The sequence below is a fragment of the Kitasatospora sp. NBC_00315 genome, from assembly GCF_041435095.1.
Taxonomy (GTDB): domain Bacteria; phylum Actinomycetota; class Actinomycetes; order Streptomycetales; family Streptomycetaceae; genus Kitasatospora.
The window spans coordinates 6,210,910-6,228,723 of the sequence record NZ_CP108025.1; the positions used below are offsets into that span (position 1 = coordinate 6,210,910).

Annotated in this window: 16 protein-coding genes; all 16 read left to right on the plus strand. The window is 72.7% G+C overall.

Features of this window, described 5'->3' with window-relative positions:
• Positions 1-43 precede the first annotated feature (43 nt).
• The 16 genes from OG823_RS25905 (at position 44) to OG823_RS25980 (ending at position 17,713) form a co-directional block, all read left to right on the plus strand.
• A complete protein-coding gene (locus tag OG823_RS25905; RefSeq protein WP_371482258.1) occupies positions 44-649 on the plus strand; it encodes a Uma2 family endonuclease in 606 nt (201 codons plus the stop codon).
• Complete coding sequence (locus OG823_RS25910) at positions 646-1,293, plus strand: TIGR02234 family membrane protein (RefSeq protein WP_371482260.1); 648 nt, start codon at positions 646-648, stop codon at positions 1,291-1,293. The genes OG823_RS25905 and OG823_RS25910 overlap by 4 nt, the downstream gene beginning before the upstream one ends.
• A gap of 214 nt (positions 1,294-1,507) precedes the next feature.
• Positions 1,508-1,768, plus strand: a complete 261-nt coding sequence (locus tag OG823_RS25915) for an HGxxPAAW family protein (protein WP_371482262.1) — start codon at positions 1,508-1,510, stop codon at positions 1,766-1,768.
• 93 nt (positions 1,769-1,861) lie between these two features.
• Entirely contained in the window at positions 1,862-2,302 is a 441-nt protein-coding gene (locus OG823_RS25920) for a DUF2752 domain-containing protein (protein WP_371482264.1), read from the plus strand.
• 295 nt (positions 2,303-2,597) lie between these two features.
• Positions 2,598-3,410 (plus strand): indole-3-glycerol phosphate synthase TrpC, encoded by an 813-nt coding sequence (gene trpC, locus OG823_RS25925; protein WP_371482265.1) that lies wholly within the window; start codon positions 2,598-2,600, stop codon positions 3,408-3,410.
• Between the two features lie 9 nt (positions 3,411-3,419).
• Complete coding sequence (trpM, locus tag OG823_RS25930) at positions 3,420-3,569, plus strand: tryptophan biosynthesis modulator TrpM (RefSeq protein ID WP_371482266.1); 150 nt, start codon at positions 3,420-3,422, stop codon at positions 3,567-3,569.
• 48 nt (positions 3,570-3,617) lie between these two features.
• Positions 3,618-4,850 carry a tryptophan synthase subunit beta gene (trpB, locus tag OG823_RS25935; RefSeq protein ID WP_371482268.1) on the plus strand — a complete coding sequence of 411 codons (1,233 nt, stop codon included), beginning with the start codon at positions 3,618-3,620 and terminating at the stop codon, positions 4,848-4,850.
• A gap of 2 nt (positions 4,851-4,852) precedes the next feature.
• Positions 4,853-5,659, plus strand: a complete 807-nt coding sequence (gene trpA, locus OG823_RS25940; protein WP_371482269.1) for a tryptophan synthase subunit alpha — start codon at positions 4,853-4,855, stop codon at positions 5,657-5,659.
• Between the two features lie 304 nt (positions 5,660-5,963).
• Complete coding sequence (locus OG823_RS25945; RefSeq protein ID WP_371482270.1) at positions 5,964-6,221, plus strand: hypothetical protein; 258 nt, start codon at positions 5,964-5,966, stop codon at positions 6,219-6,221.
• A 191-nt stretch (positions 6,222-6,412) separates the two neighbouring features.
• The gene (locus tag OG823_RS25950) at positions 6,413-6,952 is read left to right on the plus strand and encodes a MauE/DoxX family redox-associated membrane protein (RefSeq protein ID WP_371482271.1); all 540 of its coding nucleotides are present in this window, start codon (positions 6,413-6,415) and stop codon (positions 6,950-6,952) included.
• Positions 6,953-7,026: 74 nt separating this feature from the next.
• Positions 7,027-7,893 (plus strand): DsbA family protein, encoded by an 867-nt coding sequence (locus OG823_RS25955; protein WP_371482272.1) that lies wholly within the window; start codon positions 7,027-7,029, stop codon positions 7,891-7,893.
• 93 nt (positions 7,894-7,986) lie between these two features.
• Positions 7,987-8,958: a prolipoprotein diacylglyceryl transferase gene (lgt, locus tag OG823_RS25960; protein WP_371482274.1), complete on the plus strand. Its 972-nt coding sequence runs from the start codon at positions 7,987-7,989 to the stop codon at positions 8,956-8,958.
• Positions 8,959-9,175: 217 nt separating this feature from the next.
• Positions 9,176-9,910, plus strand: coding sequence for a VIT1/CCC1 transporter family protein (locus tag OG823_RS25965; RefSeq protein ID WP_371484658.1), 735 nt, complete (start codon positions 9,176-9,178; stop codon positions 9,908-9,910).
• Between the two features lie 518 nt (positions 9,911-10,428).
• Entirely contained in the window at positions 10,429-15,042 is a 4,614-nt protein-coding gene (gene gltB, locus OG823_RS25970; RefSeq protein WP_371484659.1) for a glutamate synthase large subunit, read from the plus strand.
• Positions 15,035-16,495, plus strand: a complete 1,461-nt coding sequence (locus OG823_RS25975; RefSeq protein ID WP_371482276.1) for a glutamate synthase subunit beta — start codon at positions 15,035-15,037, stop codon at positions 16,493-16,495. The genes gltB and OG823_RS25975 overlap by 8 nt, the downstream gene beginning before the upstream one ends.
• A 351-nt stretch (positions 16,496-16,846) precedes the next feature.
• Complete coding sequence (locus OG823_RS25980; protein WP_371482277.1) at positions 16,847-17,713, plus strand: helix-turn-helix domain-containing protein; 867 nt, start codon at positions 16,847-16,849, stop codon at positions 17,711-17,713.
• Positions 17,714-17,814: the final 101 nt, after the last annotated feature.

Consider the following 17,814-nt stretch of genomic DNA (forward strand, 5'->3'; position numbering starts at 1 on the left):
GCACCGCCGCAACCGCCGCGGCCGCGGCCGGGAGGTGACCGGGATGACCACGCCGAGCGCCTGGGACGTACTGGAGGGCACCACCCTGCCGCGCGGCCACCGGGTGGAGATCGCGGCCGGGCGGATCGTGATGACGCCCCGCCGGGAGGCCGGACGGCAGGCCGTCCTGGCCGCCTCGCCGCAGATCGAGGCCCAGCTGGCCGGCCGGGGCGTCCTCGTCGCCGACGCCAGGATCGACTTCCCGTCCGCCGACCACGGCTACGCGCCCGACCTCGCGGTCCTCGCGCCCGGCGCCGCACCGGGCCGCCGGGGCCGCTACTCCTGGCGGGTGATCGAGGCCGCGTTCGACGTGGTCCCCAGGCCCGAGCAGGACCACGACTACGTCCGCAAGCTGCGCTTCCTCTCCGAGTGCGGGGTCCCGCTGTACGTCGTCGTCGACCCGGTCGAGGCGCTCTGCACGGTGCACAGCGACCCGCAGCGCGCCGGCGCCTACCGGGAGGCCGAGCGGGTGCCGTTCGGGAGCGATCTGTACCTGCCGCTGGCGGACCGCACGCTGGTGATCGGGACGGGAGACTTCCCGGCCGAGCCGCCGCGCGCGGCGACCCCGGAGGCCGGGCCCGGCCGGGCCCGGGGGACACTGGACGGGTGAGCGCACTCCCCGCACCCCGGACCGAAACCCGCGACGAGCCGGCCGAGGCCGTCCCCGCCGCGCCGCCGAGGGCGGGCCGCCGCACCCTCGCACCGATGCTGCTGCTGACCGTGCTCGGCGCCGTCCTGGTGCTGACCGCCGTCGGCCGGGTCTGGGCGACCGGCACGGTGGCCGGCGTCACCGGCGGCACCCTGGACGTCTCCGTCACCGGCAGCACCGTCTCCGGCCTGCCGACCGGCCTGGCGCTGGCCGCGCTGGCGGCCGCCGTGGCGGTCTTCGCGGTGCGCGGCGCCGGGCGGGTCGCGGTGGGCGCGCTGACGGCGCTGGCCGGGCTGGGCGCGGCCGGCGCCGCCGCGGCCGGTGCGGGTGACACCGCGGCCCTGCACACCGAGGCGGCCCGCAAGCTGGCGCTGACCGGCGCGCAGGCCGAGCAGGTCGGCCACAGCCTCTGGCCGTGGGTCGCGCTGGCCGGCGGGCTGATGATCGCGTCGGCCGGGCTGCTGACCGTACGGTTCGGGCGGGACTGGCCGGGCATGGGCAGCCGCTACGACGCTCCGACCCGCAGGAAGCCCGCGCAGGCCGGTGACACCCCCGCCGACCTGTGGAAGGCGCTGGACCGCGGCGAGGACCCGACCTCGGGCTGAACGCGGCCGCCCCGGCTCCGGCCCCGGCCTCGGCTCCGGCCCCGGCTCCGGCCCCGACGGGCGGCCCGGACTGTGACCCGACAGACAGCGGCCCCCCTTTGGGCCGGGCCGTGGCGGCCCGGCACAATGGACAGCGACAACCCACCAGGAGCCCCCGGCGCCGCCCTCGGACGGCAGCCCGGCCGGACCCCGGAGAACCAAGGAGCAGCATCAGATGTCGGCAGCAGCACACGGCCACACTCCCGCCGCCTGGACCGGCGTGACCATCGCCTTCATCGGCTTCACGGTCAGCGGCGTCGCGATGATCATCCCGAACGTGCTCCTGGTCTGGGCGGGTCTCGTCGTCGTCCTGCTCGGCGGCGTGGTCGGCAAGGCGATGGCGATCGCCGGCATGGGGCGCCAGCCCAGCCCGCACTACGAGAGCGCCCCCGCCGTGCTCGTCACCGACAAGCGGGCCGCCGTCGCCGCCTCGTAAGGCATCGGCACGGGCCGGGAGCCCGCGAGGCGTCGGGCGCGTCGCGCCCGCCGTTGCGCTCGGCCCCCGGCCCGGCGGGGCACAATCGTCCGGGTGAACGCTCCCGCCGCCCCCGCGCCGCCGACCTCCGCCCTGCGCCGGCTCGGGCGCCCGCTGGCCGCTCTGGCGGCCCTGGCCGTGCCCACCGGCTACGTCGCCTCGGTGGACCCGAACGCGCCCGGCCACTACCCGACCTGCCCGTTCCTGCGGGCCACCGGCTGGTGGTGCCCGGGCTGCGGCGGCCTGCGCTGTGTACACGCACTCAGCCGCGGCGACCTCTTCACCGCCCTGCACGACAACGCCCTGGTGGTCGGGCTGGCCGCGGTGGTCGCGGTGCTGTGGCTGAGCCGGGTCCGGTCCGCGGTGCGCGGCGTCCGGCCCCCGGGCCTGGTCATCGGCGGGCGGCGCACCGTCCTGCTGGCCGTCCTGCTGGTGCTCTTCACCGTGCTGCGCAACCTGCCGATCGGCATCGGCCTGGCACCGGCGGCCCTCTGAGCGGCACCGCGGCGCCGCAGGTTCGAAGCGCCGCCGTGCAGGCCCCCCGCTCCGTCCGAGCGGCGCCGCGGGGCCCCTGACGGCGCCCGGCGGGGTCCGCTCCGCGAGACGTGCGCCGGTCGGATGCGCCCCGCGCTCCCCGGTGCCGATACCATCGAAGTGCCGACGAAGGCTGATGACCACAGAATCCTCACCGATCTGTGTGAATCGCGGCCGTCGGCCCGACAGGGCCGGGAGGACCGAGGTCACCCCGGCTGCCGGTCCGCAGAACTAGCAGAATGATGGGGGCGCCCGCGTGAGTGTGCTCGACGAGATCATCGACGGGGTCCGCGAGGACCTCGCGGAGCGGCAGGCCGGGGTCACCCTGGACGAGCTCAAGGCGCTCGCCGCGAAGGCCCCGAACGCCAAGGACGGCGTGGCAGCCCTGCGCGGCGACGGCGTGCGGGTGATCTGCGAGGTCAAGCGCTCCAGCCCCTCCAAGGGCGCGCTGGCCGCGATCGCGGACCCGGCGGCCCTGGCACTCGACTACGCGGCCGGCGGCGCCGCCGCGATCAGCGTGCTGACCGAGCAGCGCCGCTTCGGCGGGTCGCTCGCCGACCTGGACAGCGTGCGCGCCGCGGTCGACACCCCGGTCCTGCGCAAGGACTTCATCGTCACCGCCTACCAGCTCTGGGAGGCCCGCGCCCACGGCGCCGACCTCGCGCTGCTGATCGTCGCCGCCCTCGACCAGCCGGCCCTGGTGTCGCTGATCGAGCGCGCCGAGTCGATCGGCCTGACCCCGCTGGTCGAGGTGCACGACGAGGAGGAGATCGCCCGCGCGGTCGACGCCGGCGCGAGGATCATCGGCGTCAACGCCCGCAACCTCAAGACCCTCGAGGTGGACCGCAACACCTTCGGCAACGTCGTGGACAGCATCCCGGCGCACATCGTCAAGGTCGCCGAGTCCGGTGTGCGCGGGCCGCACGACCTGATCGCGTACGCCAATCTCGGCGCCGACGCGGTGCTGGTCGGCGAGTCCCTGGTGACCGGCCGGGACCCGAAGGCGGCCGTGGCCGACCTGGTCGCCGCCGGTGCCCACCCCGCGCTGCGCAACAACGGCCGGGGCTGACCCGCCGCCATGTCACTCGCCACCCGCCTCGCCCCCGGCTGCCGCCCGCGCGGCTGCCGCGCGCCCGCACGCCGGGTGCTCGGGCGGCGGGTGCGCTACGTGATCGGCTGCGAGCCGGGGCAGGTGCAGGGCAGCCGATGGCGCAGGACGTCCGGCTGACCACAGCCGTCCGACGTCACTGCAGTCATCTCTGAGAAGGACTTCACCATGTCCGAGAAGGACTACCTGCCAGGCGCCCAGGTCCCCGACGCCCGGGGCTACTTCGGCGCGTACGGCGGCCGCTTCATCCCGGAGGCGCTGGTCGCCGCCGTGGAGCAGGTCGCCGACGAGTACGAGAAGGCCAAGGCCGATCCGGCGTTCACCGCCGAGCTGGACGGCCTGCTGAAGGACTACACCGGCCGCCCCAGCCCGCTCACCGACGTCCACCGCTTCTCCGCGGAGGCGGGCGGCGCGCGCATCCTGCTCAAGCGCGAGGACCTCAACCACACCGGCTCGCACAAGATCAACAACGTGCTGGGCCAGGCCCTGCTGACCCGCCGGATGGGCAAGACCCGGATCATCGCCGAGACCGGCGCCGGCCAGCACGGCGTCGCCACCGCCACCGCCTGCGCGCTGTTCGGCTTCGACTGCACCGTCTACATGGGCGAGGTCGACACCGAGCGCCAGGCGCTCAACGTCGCCCGGATGCGGATGCTCGGCGCCGAGGTGGTCGCCGTGACCTCCGGCAGCCGCACCCTCAAGGACGCCATCAACGAGGCCTTCCGGGACTGGGTGGCCAACGTCGACAGCACGCACTACCTGTTCGGCACGGTGGCCGGCCCGCACCCGTTCCCGATGATGGTCCGCGACTTCCACCGGGTGATCGGCGTCGAGGCCCGCGAGCAGGTCGTCGAGCGCACCGGCAAGCTGCCGGACGCCGTCGTCGCCTGCGTCGGCGGCGGCTCCAACGCGATGGGGATCTTCCACGAGTTCATCCCGGACGCCGGCGTGCGACTGGTCGGCTGCGAGGCGGCCGGCGAGGGCGTCGACACCCCGCGCCACGCGGCCACCCTCACCAAGGGCGAGCCCGGCGTGCTGCACGGCGCCCGCTCCTACGTCCTGCAGGACGAGGACGGCCAGACCATCGAGAGCCACTCCATCTCGGCCGGCCTCGACTACCCCGGCATCGGCCCCGAGCACGCCTGGCTCAAGGACACCGGCCGCGCCGAGTACCGCCCGGTCACCGACGACCAGGCCATGCAGGCGCTGCGCCTGCTGTCGCGCACCGAGGGCATCATCCCGGCCATCGAGAGCGCCCACGCGCTGGCCGGCGCCCTGGAGCTGGGCCGCGAACTCGGCCCGGAGGCCACCATCCTGGTCAGCCTCTCCGGGCGCGGCGACAAGGACATGCACACGGCCGCCCAGTACTTCGGCCTCTACGACGACAAGGGCGGTAAGTGACCGTGGCTTCCAAGCTCAGCGAGACCCTGGCGGCGGCCAGGGCCGAGGGCCGGGCGGCCCTGATCGGCTACCTCCCGGCGGGTTTCCCCAGCGTCGAGGGCGGCATCAGGGCCGTCCGCGCGCTGATCGAGGGCGGCTGCGACATCGTCGAGGTCGGCCTGCCGCACTCCGACCCGGTCCTGGACGGCCCGACCATCCAGACCGCCGACGACATCGCGCTGCGCGGCGGCGTCAGGATCAAGGACGTCATGCGCACCGTGCGGGAGGTGGCCTCGGCCACCGACGCCCCGGTGCTGGTGATGACGTACTGGAACCCGGTCGACCGCTACGGCGCCGCCCGCTTCGCCGCCGATCTGGCGGCCGCCGGGGGAGCGGGCTGCATCCTGCCCGACCTGCCGGTCGAGGAGTCCGAGGAATGGCGCAAGGCCGCCGGGGAGCACGGTCTGGACACCGTCTTCGTGGTCGCTCCGAGCAGCAAGGACCCGCGTCTGGCCGAGGTCACCGCGGCCGGCACCGGCTTCGTCTACGCCGCCGCCGTGATGGGTGTGACCGGCAGCCGGGCCCAGGTCGGCAACCTCGCCGAGGACCTGGTCGCCCGGACCCGGGCCACCACCGACCTGCCGGTCTGCGTGGGTCTCGGCGTCTCCACCGCCGCGCAGGCCGCCGAGGTGGCGGGCTTCGCGGACGGCGTGATCGTCGGCTCGGCGTTCGTCCAGCGCATCCTGGACGCCGACGGGGACGAGGAGGCCGCGCTGACGGCGGTCCGCGCCCTGGCCGGCGAGCTGGCCGCCGGCGTCCGGCGCCGCTGACCACCGTGCCGCGCACCTGAACGACCGATCGCGCGTCCGACGGCCCGTCGACTCCCTCCTCCCCGGAGGGAGTCGACGGGCCGTCCGCCGTTCCGGGCGGCGCCGGAGCCACCGCTCCCGCCCGGTCCCCGCGGCCACGGCGGGGCGGGCCGTCCCCCCGTGAACCCGTACGGGTGAACAGTGGACGGGGGACGCATCACCCGCGGTTGACCGGCGTTGAGTGAGGGGACGGGTCGGCGGTGGGCTCCGGCGTTCGTCGTTCGTGCACGGTTCAGCCCCCGGGAGCGAGAGGACGGGCCGGTCGGTGCCGTGTCAGCAGCGAGCCGTCGTGATCCGGGCGGCGGTGGCGGCGCTGGCGCTCGGGATCGCGATCGGGGCGGACGCCGCGGTCGGACACGCGCTGGCCAGGAGGGGTGCGGAGCGCGCCGAGCGGGAGGCCTCGGTGTGCGCCGAGGAGGCGGCGGCGAACGCCTCGGCGCGGGCCGCGCGCTCGGCCGGCGCTGGTCGTCCGAGCCTCGGGGAGGACGCCGGGACGGTGGGGTGCACGGGCGGCCTGCGTTGACCGACAGGGGACGGAATGCCGCAAAGCATCACTCATTCGGCTTAATTCGCGAATATGGAGGAACCACACCTCATCCCCTACGGTTCATCAGGAAGCGTGGTTCGCGCCACGGCAGGACCGCGTGAGCGTCCCCGGCCCGTGAGGGCGGTACGGGCGGCCGCGCAGGCATTCACACCCGAGGGGGGTTCCCGATGTCCGGTCAGCAGGGCGCCGAGTCACGCCCGCACATCGCCGGCCGGTCCGACGCCGGTTCGGCGCTGCGGCGGGTGACGGACGGTCCGGCGGCCGAGTGGATCAGCACGGCTGCCAGGCTCGGCCTGGCCGTGGTCTGGGCCTGGGCCGGCTTCGCCAAGGTGTCGGATCCCGCCGCCGCCGCCCAGGCCGTGCGCGCGTACGAGATCCTCCCGGAGTCGCTGGTGAAGCCGGTCGGCTACGCGCTGCCGTTCCTGGAGCTGGCGCTCGCCCTGCTGCTGCTGATCGGCCTGGGCGTGCGGATCGTCGCCGTGGTCTCCGCGGTGCTGCTGCTCGCCTTCATCGCGGGCATCGGCTCGGCGTGGGCGCGCGGCATCTCGATCGACTGCGGCTGCTTCGGCGGTGGCGGGGCGGTGGACGCCTCGCAGACCGAGTACCTGCAGGAGATCCTGCGCGACACCGGCTTCCTGCTGCTGGCCGGCTGGCTGGTGTTCCGGCCCCGTACCAAGTTCTCCGCCGACGCCTGGCTGGCCGCCTGAGCGGTCCCGGCCGCCCCCGCCCGACCCCCACCCGCGCCGGCCCCCGCCCGGCCCCGACCCTGGATGTCCAGCAGATGAGCGAGAAGAACCGAGATGGCAAGCGCACCGCCCGTGAGCGGATGCTGGAGGAGCGGGCGGCCGAGGAGGCCAAGTCCAGGCGGAACAAGAAGCTGGCCGTCGGCGGCTCCGTCCTCGCGGTGATCGTGGTGGCGGCGGTGGTCGGCGTGGTGGTGCAGAACAACCGCTCCAAGCCCGAGACGCCGGTGGCCGCCCCGGCCGGCACCATCGGCGACAAGAACCTGGTCATCCCGGTCGGTTCGCCCGACGCCCCCTCCACGCTCACCGTGTACGAGGACCCGCGCTGCCCCGCCTGCGGTGCCTTCGAGCGCGAGTTCAGCCCGACCATCGACCAGCTGGAGGACCAGGGCAAGCTGGTCATCAACTACCACATCGTGTCGTTCATCGACCGCTCGCTCGGCGGCAAGGGCTCGAAGTACGCCGCCAACGCCCTGGCCTGCGCGCAGGACGCCGGGCACTTCCGCGACTACCACGACGTGCTCTACCGCAACCAGCCGGACGAGACCAACGACGCCTTCGGCGACAAGGCCACCCTGATCTCGCTCTCCAAGCAGGTCACCGGCCTGGACACGCCGACCTTCGAGGCGTGCGTCAACGACAACAGGTTCAGCGGCTGGGTGTCGGCCGTGCAGCAGGACTTCGACAAGTCCAGCTTCAAGTCGACCCCGACGGTGCTGCTCAACGGCCAGCCGGTCTACCCGAAGAACGGCGCCGACGAGATCACCCCGGAGAACCTGGTCAAGTGGGTCGACGCGGCCAACCAGGGCAAGACCCTCGGCACCCCGGGCTCGAACGGCCAGACGCCGGCCCCGACCAGTACCGCCTCCGAGTCGAACAACCCGTCGCCCGGTGTCACCGGCTGATCGCGCGGGCGGCGGCGGGCGCGGGCCGAGTGCGATCTGTGACCCGCCGGGGTGGCCGATCGGGGCCCGCGACACGGTAGCGTCGACCCTGCCATGAATATCGCTTACATTCCGAGCCCGTCGCGGGGCGTCCTCCACCTGGGACCGCTCCCGCTGCGCGCGTACGCCTTCTGCATCATCATCGGTGTCGTCGTGGCCGTCTGGCTCGGCAGCAAGCGCTGGGTCGCCCGGGGCGGTGCCAAGCACACGGTGGGTGACATCGCCGTCTGGGCCGTCCCGTTCGGCCTGGTCGGCGGTCGGCTGTACCACGTGATCACCGACAACCAGCTGTACTTCGGGGACGGCAGGAATCCCTGGAACGCCTTCAAGATCTGGGAGGGCGGCCTCGGCATCTGGGGGGCGATCGCGCTCGGCGCGGTCGGTGCCTGGATCGGCTGTCGCCGCCGGGGCGTACCGCTGCCGGCCTGGGCGGACGCCCTCGCGCCGGGCATCGCGCTCGCCCAGGCCTGCGGCCGCTGGGGCAACTGGTTCAACCAGGAGCTCTACGGCCGGGCGACGACCCTGCCCTGGGGCCTGAAGATCGACAAGACGCTGCCGGACGGCGAGGTGGTCCACGGGATCTACCACCCGACCTTCCTGTACGAGTCGCTCTGGTGCGTCGGTGTCGCGCTGCTGGTCATCTGGGCCGACCGCCGCTTCACCCTCGGCCACGGCCGCGCCTTCGCGCTGTACGTCGCCGCGTACACGGTGGGCCGGTTCTGGATCGAGGCGCTGCGGATCGACGAGGCCCACCGGTTCCTCGGCCTGCGCCTCAACGACTGGACGTCGATCGTCGTCTTCGTCGGCGCCGTCACCTACCTGGTGATCGTCGGGAAGAAGCGCCCCGGCCGGGAGGACCCGGACTCGATCGACCCGGCCGCCCGTGAGGAGCGTGCCGCCGCGGCGTCCCACGCCTCGGACGGTGACGACTCCGCCGAGAGCCCCGGTGCCGGCGGCGGCCTGGCCGACGCGGTCGGCCCCACCCCCGCACAGGCTGCCCCGACGGATGCCGAGAAGCTCATCTGACCTGCGTCGATCTACTGCTTCGGCCGCTCCCACCGACCAGGTGGCGGGCGGCCGAAGCGCTGTTCGGACAGCCTTACTTTGCTGGAAAACACCTGATCATCGGACTACGTTCAGCCATGTGAGAGCCCCCGGGCAGTCCGTCGCTCACGGCAGTCAGCCGTGCCCGGACGCGGCCGGGGACAGGCGGCGACGGAGGACGACAGACGTGAGCGCGACCATCAGCGAACCCCGCACCGAGGACGACCAGCCGAAGCCCCGCATTCCCGCGGAGGGACACCACCGCGACGTGAACGGCGGCTGGCTGCGTCCGGCGGTGTTCGGCGCGATGGACGGGCTGGTCTCCAACTTCGCGCTGATGACCGGCGTGGTCGGCGGCGCCGCCTCCAGCGGTGCGGTGGTGCTGACCGGCCTGGCGGGGCTCGCCGCCGGCGCCTGCTCGATGGCGGCGGGGGAGTACACCTCGGTCGCCTCCCAGCGTGAGCTGGTGCAGGCCGAGATCGAGGCGGAGCGCCTGGAGCTGAGCCGCAACCCGCACGGCGAGCTGGCCGAGCTGGCCGAGCTGTACGTCTCCCGGGGGGTGGAGCCCGAGCTCGCGCGCGAGGTGGCCCGGCAGCTGTCGGCGGACCCGGACCGCACGCTGGAGATCCACGCCCGGGAGGAGCTGGGCATCGACCCGAACGACCTGCCCTCGCCGCTGGTGGCGGCGGGCTCCTCGTTCGTCTGCTTCGCCCTGGGCGCGCTGCTCCCGCTGCTGCCCTACCTGCTGGGTGCGACCTCGCTGCTGCCCGCGCTGCTGCTCTCGCTGGCCGGCCTGTTCGCCTGCGGCGCCGTGGTGGCCCGGGTGACGGCCCGCAGCTGGTGGTTCAGCGGTCTGCGTCAGCTGGTGCTGGGCGGGGTCGCGGCCGGTGTGACCTACCTGCTGGGGTGGCTGATCGGCGGGGCGGTCGGCTGACCGGAGCGTGGGCCGCCCGCCTCCGGGCGGTCGGCCCCGCGGCATCGTGCGATGGCACAACTGATGCATGATTATGCCCCGGAGTGCGTGACGTTCCGCACATGGGAGCAGGGTGCTCGGTTGTCCTAGTATCCCCGTGGGGCCTGCGGACCCGACGATTCCAATCTTCGGCTCCCCCTCGTGGTGACGAATCGCAGGCGGGCCCGAGGCGATCTTGGTTCGCCGGCATTTCGTCACTGTTTCAGGCGCGCGGCCGGCGGGCACACTGGTGGGAGCATGCGGACGCGTGTTCGCCCCCCTCGGTAGCTACTACCCGTCGGTAACCGGCTCTGACCTGGGGTTTGCGTCCGCCATGTGGACGGCGCCGTCCACTTCCCGGGATGTCGGGCATCATGTAACCTGCACGAAATCGCAGAGGGCCAACGTCGTCCCTGTTGCACAGAGAGCTCCCCAGGCCTTGGCGCCGGGTGGGCCCCACTATCAAGACGACGACGGGAGAGCCGATGCTGTCTGCATCCATGCACTCCGACAACGAGCCCAAGGCCGGCGCATCGCGCTCGCCGTACGCGCTCGTTCCGGATGCGCGACCTGCTGCTCAGGGCCTGTACGACCCGCGGAACGAGCACGACGCCTGTGGTGTCGGTTTCGTCGCGACGCTGACCGGCGTCGCCGACCACAAGATCGTCGAGCAGGCGCTCACCGTCCTGCGCAACCTGGAGCACCGCGGTGCGACCGGTGCCGAGCCGGACTCCGGTGACGGCGCGGGCATCCTGACCCAGGTCCCCGACGCGTTCCTGCGCTCCAAGGTCGCCTTCGAGCTCCCCACCGCCGGCGCCTACGCGGTCGGCATCGCCTTCCTCCCCGACGAGGACGCCGCCGATGCCGGCGCGGTCGCCCAGATCGAGGCCATCGCCGCCGACGAGGACCTGACCGTCCTCGGCTGGCGCGACGTCCCGGTCACCCCCGACCTGCTCGGCGCCACCGCCCGCTCGGTCATGCCGCGCTTCCGGCAGATCTTCCTGGCCGCCGCCGCTGGTAAGGGTGACCTTACCAGCCTGGAGCTGGACCGCGCCGCGTTCGTGGTGCGCAAGCGCTCCGAGCGCGAGGCCGGCGTGTACTTCCCGTCGCTCTCCGCCCGCACCATCGTCTACAAGGGCATGCTGACCACCGGCCAGCTGGAGCCCTTCTTCCCCGACCTGTCGGACCGGCTCTTCGCCTCCGCCATCGGCCTGATCCACTCGCGCTTCTCCACCAACACGTTCCCGAGCTGGCCGCTCGCCCACCCGTACCGCTTCGTCGCGCACAACGGCGAGATCAACACGGTCAAGGGCAACCGGAACTGGATGACCGCGCGCGAGTCCCAGCTGGCCACCGACCTGATCCCGGCGAACCGGAACGGCCAGGGCCTGGAGCGGATCTTCCCGATCTGCACCCCGGACCACTCCGACTCGGCGTCCTTCGACGAGGTCCTGGAGCTGCTCCACCTCGGCGGCCGCTCGCTGCCGCACTCGGTGCTGATGATGATCCCGGAGGCCTGGGAGAACCACGCCACCATGGACCCGGCCCGGCGCGCCTTCTACCAGTACCACTCCAACCTGATGGAGCCCTGGGACGGCCCGGCCTGCGTCACCTTCACCGACGGCACCCAGATCGGCGCGGTCCTCGACCGCAACGGCCTGCGCCCGGCCCGCTACTGGATCACCGAGGACGGCCTGGTCGTCCTCTCCTCCGAGGTCGGCGTGCTCGACCTGGAGCAGGAGACGGTGGTCAAGAAGGGCCGCCTGCAGCCCGGCAAGATGTTCCTCATCGACACCGCGGAGCACCGCATCGTCGAGGACGAGGAGATCAAGTCCGCCCTCGCCGCGGAGCACCCGTACGAGGAGTGGATCGCCGCCGGCCAGATCCAGCTCGCCCAGCTCCCCGAGCGCGAGCACATCGCGCACACCCACGCCTCGGTCACCCGTCGCCAGCAGACCTTCGGTTACACCGAGGAGGAGCTGCGCGTCATCCTCGCCCCGATGGCGAAGACCGGCGGCGAGGCGCTCGGCTCGATGGGGACCGACAGCCCGATCGCGGCCCTCTCCGAGAAGCCGCGCCTGCTGTTCGACTACTTCATCCAGCTGTTCGCGCAGGTCACCAACCCCCCGCTGGACGCCATCCGCGAGGAGCTCGTCACCTCGCTGCTGAGCAACCTCGGCCCCGAGGGGAACCTGCTCGCCGCCGAGTCGGCCGCCTGCCGCTCCGTCGGCATCACCTTCCCGGTGATCGACAACGACGAGCTGGCCAAGCTGGTCCACATCAACGCCGACGGCGACCAGTCCGGCCTCAAGGCCGTCACGCTCTCCGGCCTCTACAAGGTCTCCGGCGGCGGCGAGGCCCTGGCCGCCCGCCTGAAGGCCGTCGCGGCCGAGGCCGACGCGGCGATCGCCGACGGCGCCCGCATCGTCGTCCTCTCGGACCGCCACTCGGACGCCGAGCACGCGCCGATCCCCTCGCTGCTGCTCACCTCCGCGGTGCACCACCACCTGATCCGCACCAAGCAGCGCACCCAGGTGTCGCTGATCGTGGAGGCCGGTGACGTCCGCGAGGTCCACCACGTGGCCCTGCTGATCGGCTACGGGGCCGGCGCGGTCAACCCGTACCTGGCGATGGAGTCCGTCGAGGACCTCGTCGCCCAGGGCGTGTTCATCACGGGCATCGAGGCCGAGAAGGCCATCAAGAACCTGATCAAGGCGCTCGGCAAGGGCGTCCTGAAGGTCATGTCGAAGATGGGCATCTCCACCGTCGCCTCCTACCGCGGCGCCCAGGTCTTCGAGGTCATCGGCCTCGACCAGCAGACCGTGGACAGCTACTTCTCCGGCACCACCACCAAGCTCGGCGGCATCGGCCTGGACGAGATCGCCAGGGAGGTGGCCGCCCGCCACGCCAAGGCGTACCCCGCCTCCGGCATCACCGCCGCGCACCGCGCGCTGGAGATCGGCGGCGAGTACCAGTGGCGCCGCGAGGGCGAGCCGCACCTGTTCGACCCGGACACCGTCTTCCGTCTGCAGCACTCCACCCGCAGCCGCCGGTACGACATCTTCAAGCAGTACACCGAGCGGGTGAACGAGCAGTCCGAGCGGCTGATGACGCTGCGCGGCCTGTTCAGGTTCGACGGCAACGGCCGCACCCCGATCTCCATCGACGAGGTCGAGCCGGTCTCCGAGATCGTCAAGCGCTTCTCCACCGGCGCCATGTCCTACGGCTCCATCTCGATGGAGGCGCACGAGACGCTCGCCATCGCCATGAACCGGCTCGGCGGCAAGTCGAACACCGGTGAGGGCGGCGAGGACCCGGAGCGCCTGTACGACCCGGAGCGCCGTTCGGCCATCAAGCAGGTCGCCTCCGGCCGCTTCGGCGTCACCAGCGAGTACCTGGTCAACGCGGACGACATCCAGATCAAGATGGCCCAGGGCGCCAAGCCCGGCGAGGGCGGTCAGCTGCCCGGCCACAAGGTCTACCCGTGGGTCGCGCGGACCCGGCACTCCACCCCGGGTGTCGGCCTGATCTCGCCGCCGCCGCACCACGACATCTACTCCATCGAGGACCTGGCTCAGCTGATCCACGACCTCAAGAACGCCAACCCGGCGGCCCGCATCCACGTGAAGCTGGTCTCCGAGGTCGGCGTGGGTACGGTCGCGGCCGGCGTCTCCAAGGCGCACGCCGACGTCGTGCTGGTCTCCGGCCACGACGGGGGCACCGGCGCCTCGCCGCTCACCTCGCTCAAGCACGCGGGCGGCCCCTGGGAGCTCGGCCTCGCCGAGACCCAGCAGACCCTGCTGCTCAACGGCCTGCGCGACCGCATCGTCGTGCAGACCGACGGCCAGCTGAAGACCGGCCGCGACGTGGTCATCGCCGCGCTGCTCGGCGCCGAGGAGTTCGGTTTCGCGACCGCGCCGCTCGTCGTCTCCGGCTGCATCATGATGCGCGTCTGCCACCTGGACACCTGCCCGGTCGGCGTCGCCACCCAGAACCCGGTGCTGCGCGAGCGCTTCTCGGGCAAGCCCGAGTTCGTGGTGAACTTCTTCGAGTTCATCGCGGAGGAGGTCCGCGAGATCCTCGCGGAGCTGGGCTTCCGCACCATCGAGGAGGCCGTCGGCCACGCCGAGCACATCGACGCGACCGAGGCCGTCAGCCACTGGAAGGCGGCGGGCCTCGACCTGGCCCCGCTGTTCCACGTGCCCGAGCTGCCCGAGGGCGCGGCCCTGCACAACACCACCGGCCAGGACCACTCGCTGGACAAGGCCCTGGACAACCAGCTGATCTCGCTGGCCGAGGACGCCCTGGAGCGCGGCGACGCCGTCCGCATCCAGCTGCCGATCCGCAACGTCAACCGGACCGTCGGCACCATGCTCGGCCACGAGGTGACCAAGCGGTACCGCGGCGAGGGCCTGCCCGAGGGCACCATCGACGTCACCTTCACCGGGAGCGCCGGCCAGTCCTTCGGCGCCTTCGTGCCGCGCGGCATCACGCTGCGCCTGGAGGGCGACGCCAACGACTACGTCGGCAAGGGCCTGTCGGGCGGCGTGCTCATCGTCCGCCCGGCGCGCGGCGCGGCCGCCATCGGCGCCGACGCCCAGAACCACGTGATCGCGGGCAACACCATCGGGTACGGTGCCACCAGCGGCCGGATCCACCTGCGCGGCAAGGCCGGCGAGCGCTTCGCCGTCCGCAACTCCGGTGCCACCCTGGTCGTGGAGGGCGTGGGCGACCACGGCCTGGAGTACATGACCGGCGGCCGGGTCGTCATCCTCGGCGAGACCGGGCGCAACCTGGCGGCGGGCATGTCCGGCGGTATCGCCTACGTCCTGGACCTGCGCCCCGCGAACGTGAACGACGGCATGGTGGGCATCGAGGCCCCGACCGCCGCCGACCGCGAATGGCTGCGCGACACCGTGCAGCAGCACTACGAGGAGACCGGCTCCACCGTGGCCGCCGAGCTCCTGGCCGACTGGGCGAGCGGGGTCTCCCGCTTCTCCAAGATCATGCCGACCGACTACAAGGCTGTGCTCGCCGCCAAGGATGCCGCTGAGCGCGACGGGCTCTCCGAGTCCGAGACCACTCGCAAGATGATGGAGGCGGCAAATGGCTGACCCCAAGGGCTTCCTGACCACGCCCAAGCAGCTCGCCGAGCGTCGCCCCGTCGACGTCCGGATCCGTGACTGGAACGAGGTCTACGTCGAGCGCAGCCTCCTTCCGATCATCACGAAGCAGGCCGGCCGCTGCATGGACTGCGGCATCCCGTTCTGCCACAACGGCTGCCCGCTCGGGAACCTCATTCCCGAGTGGAACGACCTGACCTACCGGGACGACTGGTCCGGCGCGATCGAGCGCCTGCACGCGACCAACAACTTCCCGGAGTTCACCGGCCGCCTCTGCCCCGCTCCCTGCGAGTCGGCGTGCGTGCTCGGGATCAACCAGGACGCGGTGACCATCAAGAACGTCGAGGTCACCATCATCGACAAGGCCTGGGACAACGGCGGCGTCACGCCGCAGATCCCGGAGCGGCTGTCCGGCAAGACCGTGGCCGTCGTCGGCTCCGGCCCGGCCGGCCTGGCCGTGGCCCAGCAGCTGACCCGGGCCGGGCACACCGTGGTGGTGTACGAGCGCGCCGACCGCATCGGCGGCCTGCTGCGCTACGGAATCCCCGAGTTCAAGATGGAGAAGCGCCACATCAACCGCCGCGTCGAGCAGATGCGCGCGGAGGGTACCCGCTTCCGTACCGGTGTCAGTGTCGGCGAGGACATCACCGGCCAGCAGCTGCGCGAGCGCTTCGACGCCGTCGTGGTCGCCGCCGGTGCCACCACCGCCCGTGACCTGCCCGTCCCCGGCCGGGAGCTCAAGGGCATCCACCAGGCGATGGAGTACCTGCCGCTCGCCAACAAGGTGCAGGAGGGCGACTTCGTCGAGACGCCCATCAGCGCCAAGGGCAAGCACGTCATCGTCATCGGCGGCGGCGACACCGGCGCCGACTGCCTCGGCACCGCACTGCGCCAGGGGGCGGCCTCGGTCACCCAGCTGGAGATCATGCCGCGCCCGAGCGACGACCGGCCGACCGGCCAGCCGTGGCCGACGATGCCGATGGTCTACAAGGTCACCTCCGCGCACGAGGAGGGCGGTGAGCGCGTGTACAGCGTGAACACCACCCACTTCAGCGGCGACGAGGACGGCAACGTCCAGGAGCTGCACCTGGTCGAGGTCGAGTTCAAGGACGGCCGCTTCCAGCCCGTCGAGGGCACCGAGCGGTCCATCCCGGCCCAGCTCGTCACCCTCGCCATGGGCTTCACCGGCACCGACACCGCCAACGGCCTGGTGGAGCAGCTGGGCGTCGACCTCGACGCCCGCGGCAACATCAACCGGGACGGCGCCTTCGCCACCAACGTGGACGGCGTGTACGTCTGCGGCGACGCCGGCCGCGGCCAGTCACTGATCGTCTGGGCCATCGCCGAGGGCCGCTCCGCGGCCGCCGCGGTGGACACGTTCCTCGGTGGCAAGACCGCCCTGCCCGCCCCGATCCGCCCGACGGACCGCCCCCTGGTGGTCTGACCGGACGGCCCGGCGCCGCATCGCCGGGCTGCTTCAGCCGCTGACCCGTCAGAGCCGCCGGGCCACCGCGGTCTTGCAGCGCCTGCTCCCTCCCCGACCAAGTTGGGAGCAGGTGCTGCTTTGTCGTGTGCGCCCGCCCTGCGGGGCGCGGCGTGTGAGCCCGCGCGGGCGGGGCTGCGCGGGCGGGCGAGTCGGCGGGCGGTTCGGCCCCCGGGGTGCCGGTGTGCCCCAGGAGCCCTTCGGCGTACCACAGTTGTGGGTCGTCCGGCGGTTCCGGTACCGGATGTCGGCCCCAAGTGGCAGACTGCGGCGAGAACCGGGGGCGGACGCGAGTGGCGGAGGTTCACCAGGATGAGCACAACGCAGACCGGTGGCGGTACGACGGTGCGGCGCCTGATGCTGGGCTCCCAGCTGCGCCGGTTGCGGGAGGCCGGCGGTGTCTCGCGGGAGGAGGCCGGGTACTCGATCCGGGCGTCCGAGTCCAAGATCAGCCGGATGGAGCTGGGCCGGGTCGGCTTCAAGGAGCGGGACGTCGCGGATCTGCTCACCCTCTACGGCGTGGTCGGCGACGGCGAGCGCGGCGCTCTGCTCGCCATGGTGGGCGAGGCCAACGCGGCCACCTGGTGGCACGGTTACGGTGACGTGGTGCCGAGCTGGTTCCAGGGGTACCTGGGGCTGGAGGAGGCGGCCTGCCGGATCCGCAGTTACGAGGTCCAGTTCATCCACGGCCTGCTGCAGACCGCCGACTACGCGCGCGCCGTCATCCGCCTGGGCAACGGGGGCGCCGAGCCGGAGGAGATCGAGCGGCGGGTGGCGGTCCGGACGCGTCGCCAGGAGCTGCTGACCGGCGACCGGGCGCCGCTGCTCCTCGCGGTCGTCGACGAGGCGGCGCTGCGCAGGCCCTGGGGCGGGGCCGAGGTGATGGCCGCCCAGATCGACCGGCTGGCGGAGCTCGCCGAGCTGCCGAACGTCGACCTGCGGGTGATGCCGCTGGGGGTCGGCGGCATCCGTGCGGAGGGCGGCGCCTTCTCGATGCTGAGCTTCCCCGAGCCCGAACTGCCCGACGTGGTCTACCTGGAGCAGTTCACCAGCGCGCTCTACCTGGACAAGGCGGACCAGGTCGAGGCGTACGGCCGGGCCATGGAGCGGCTGGTCGCCGACTGCCTGGCGCCGGAGCAGGGGCTCGAACTGCTGGGGCTGATCCGCAAGGAGCTCTAGCGGGACGGCCCCGACCGGACGGCTGCCCTCCGTTCGGCGCCCGGACACCCAGGATCCGTTCGTGGTCACTACGATGATGGTCGGTCAGACGAGAGGTCGGC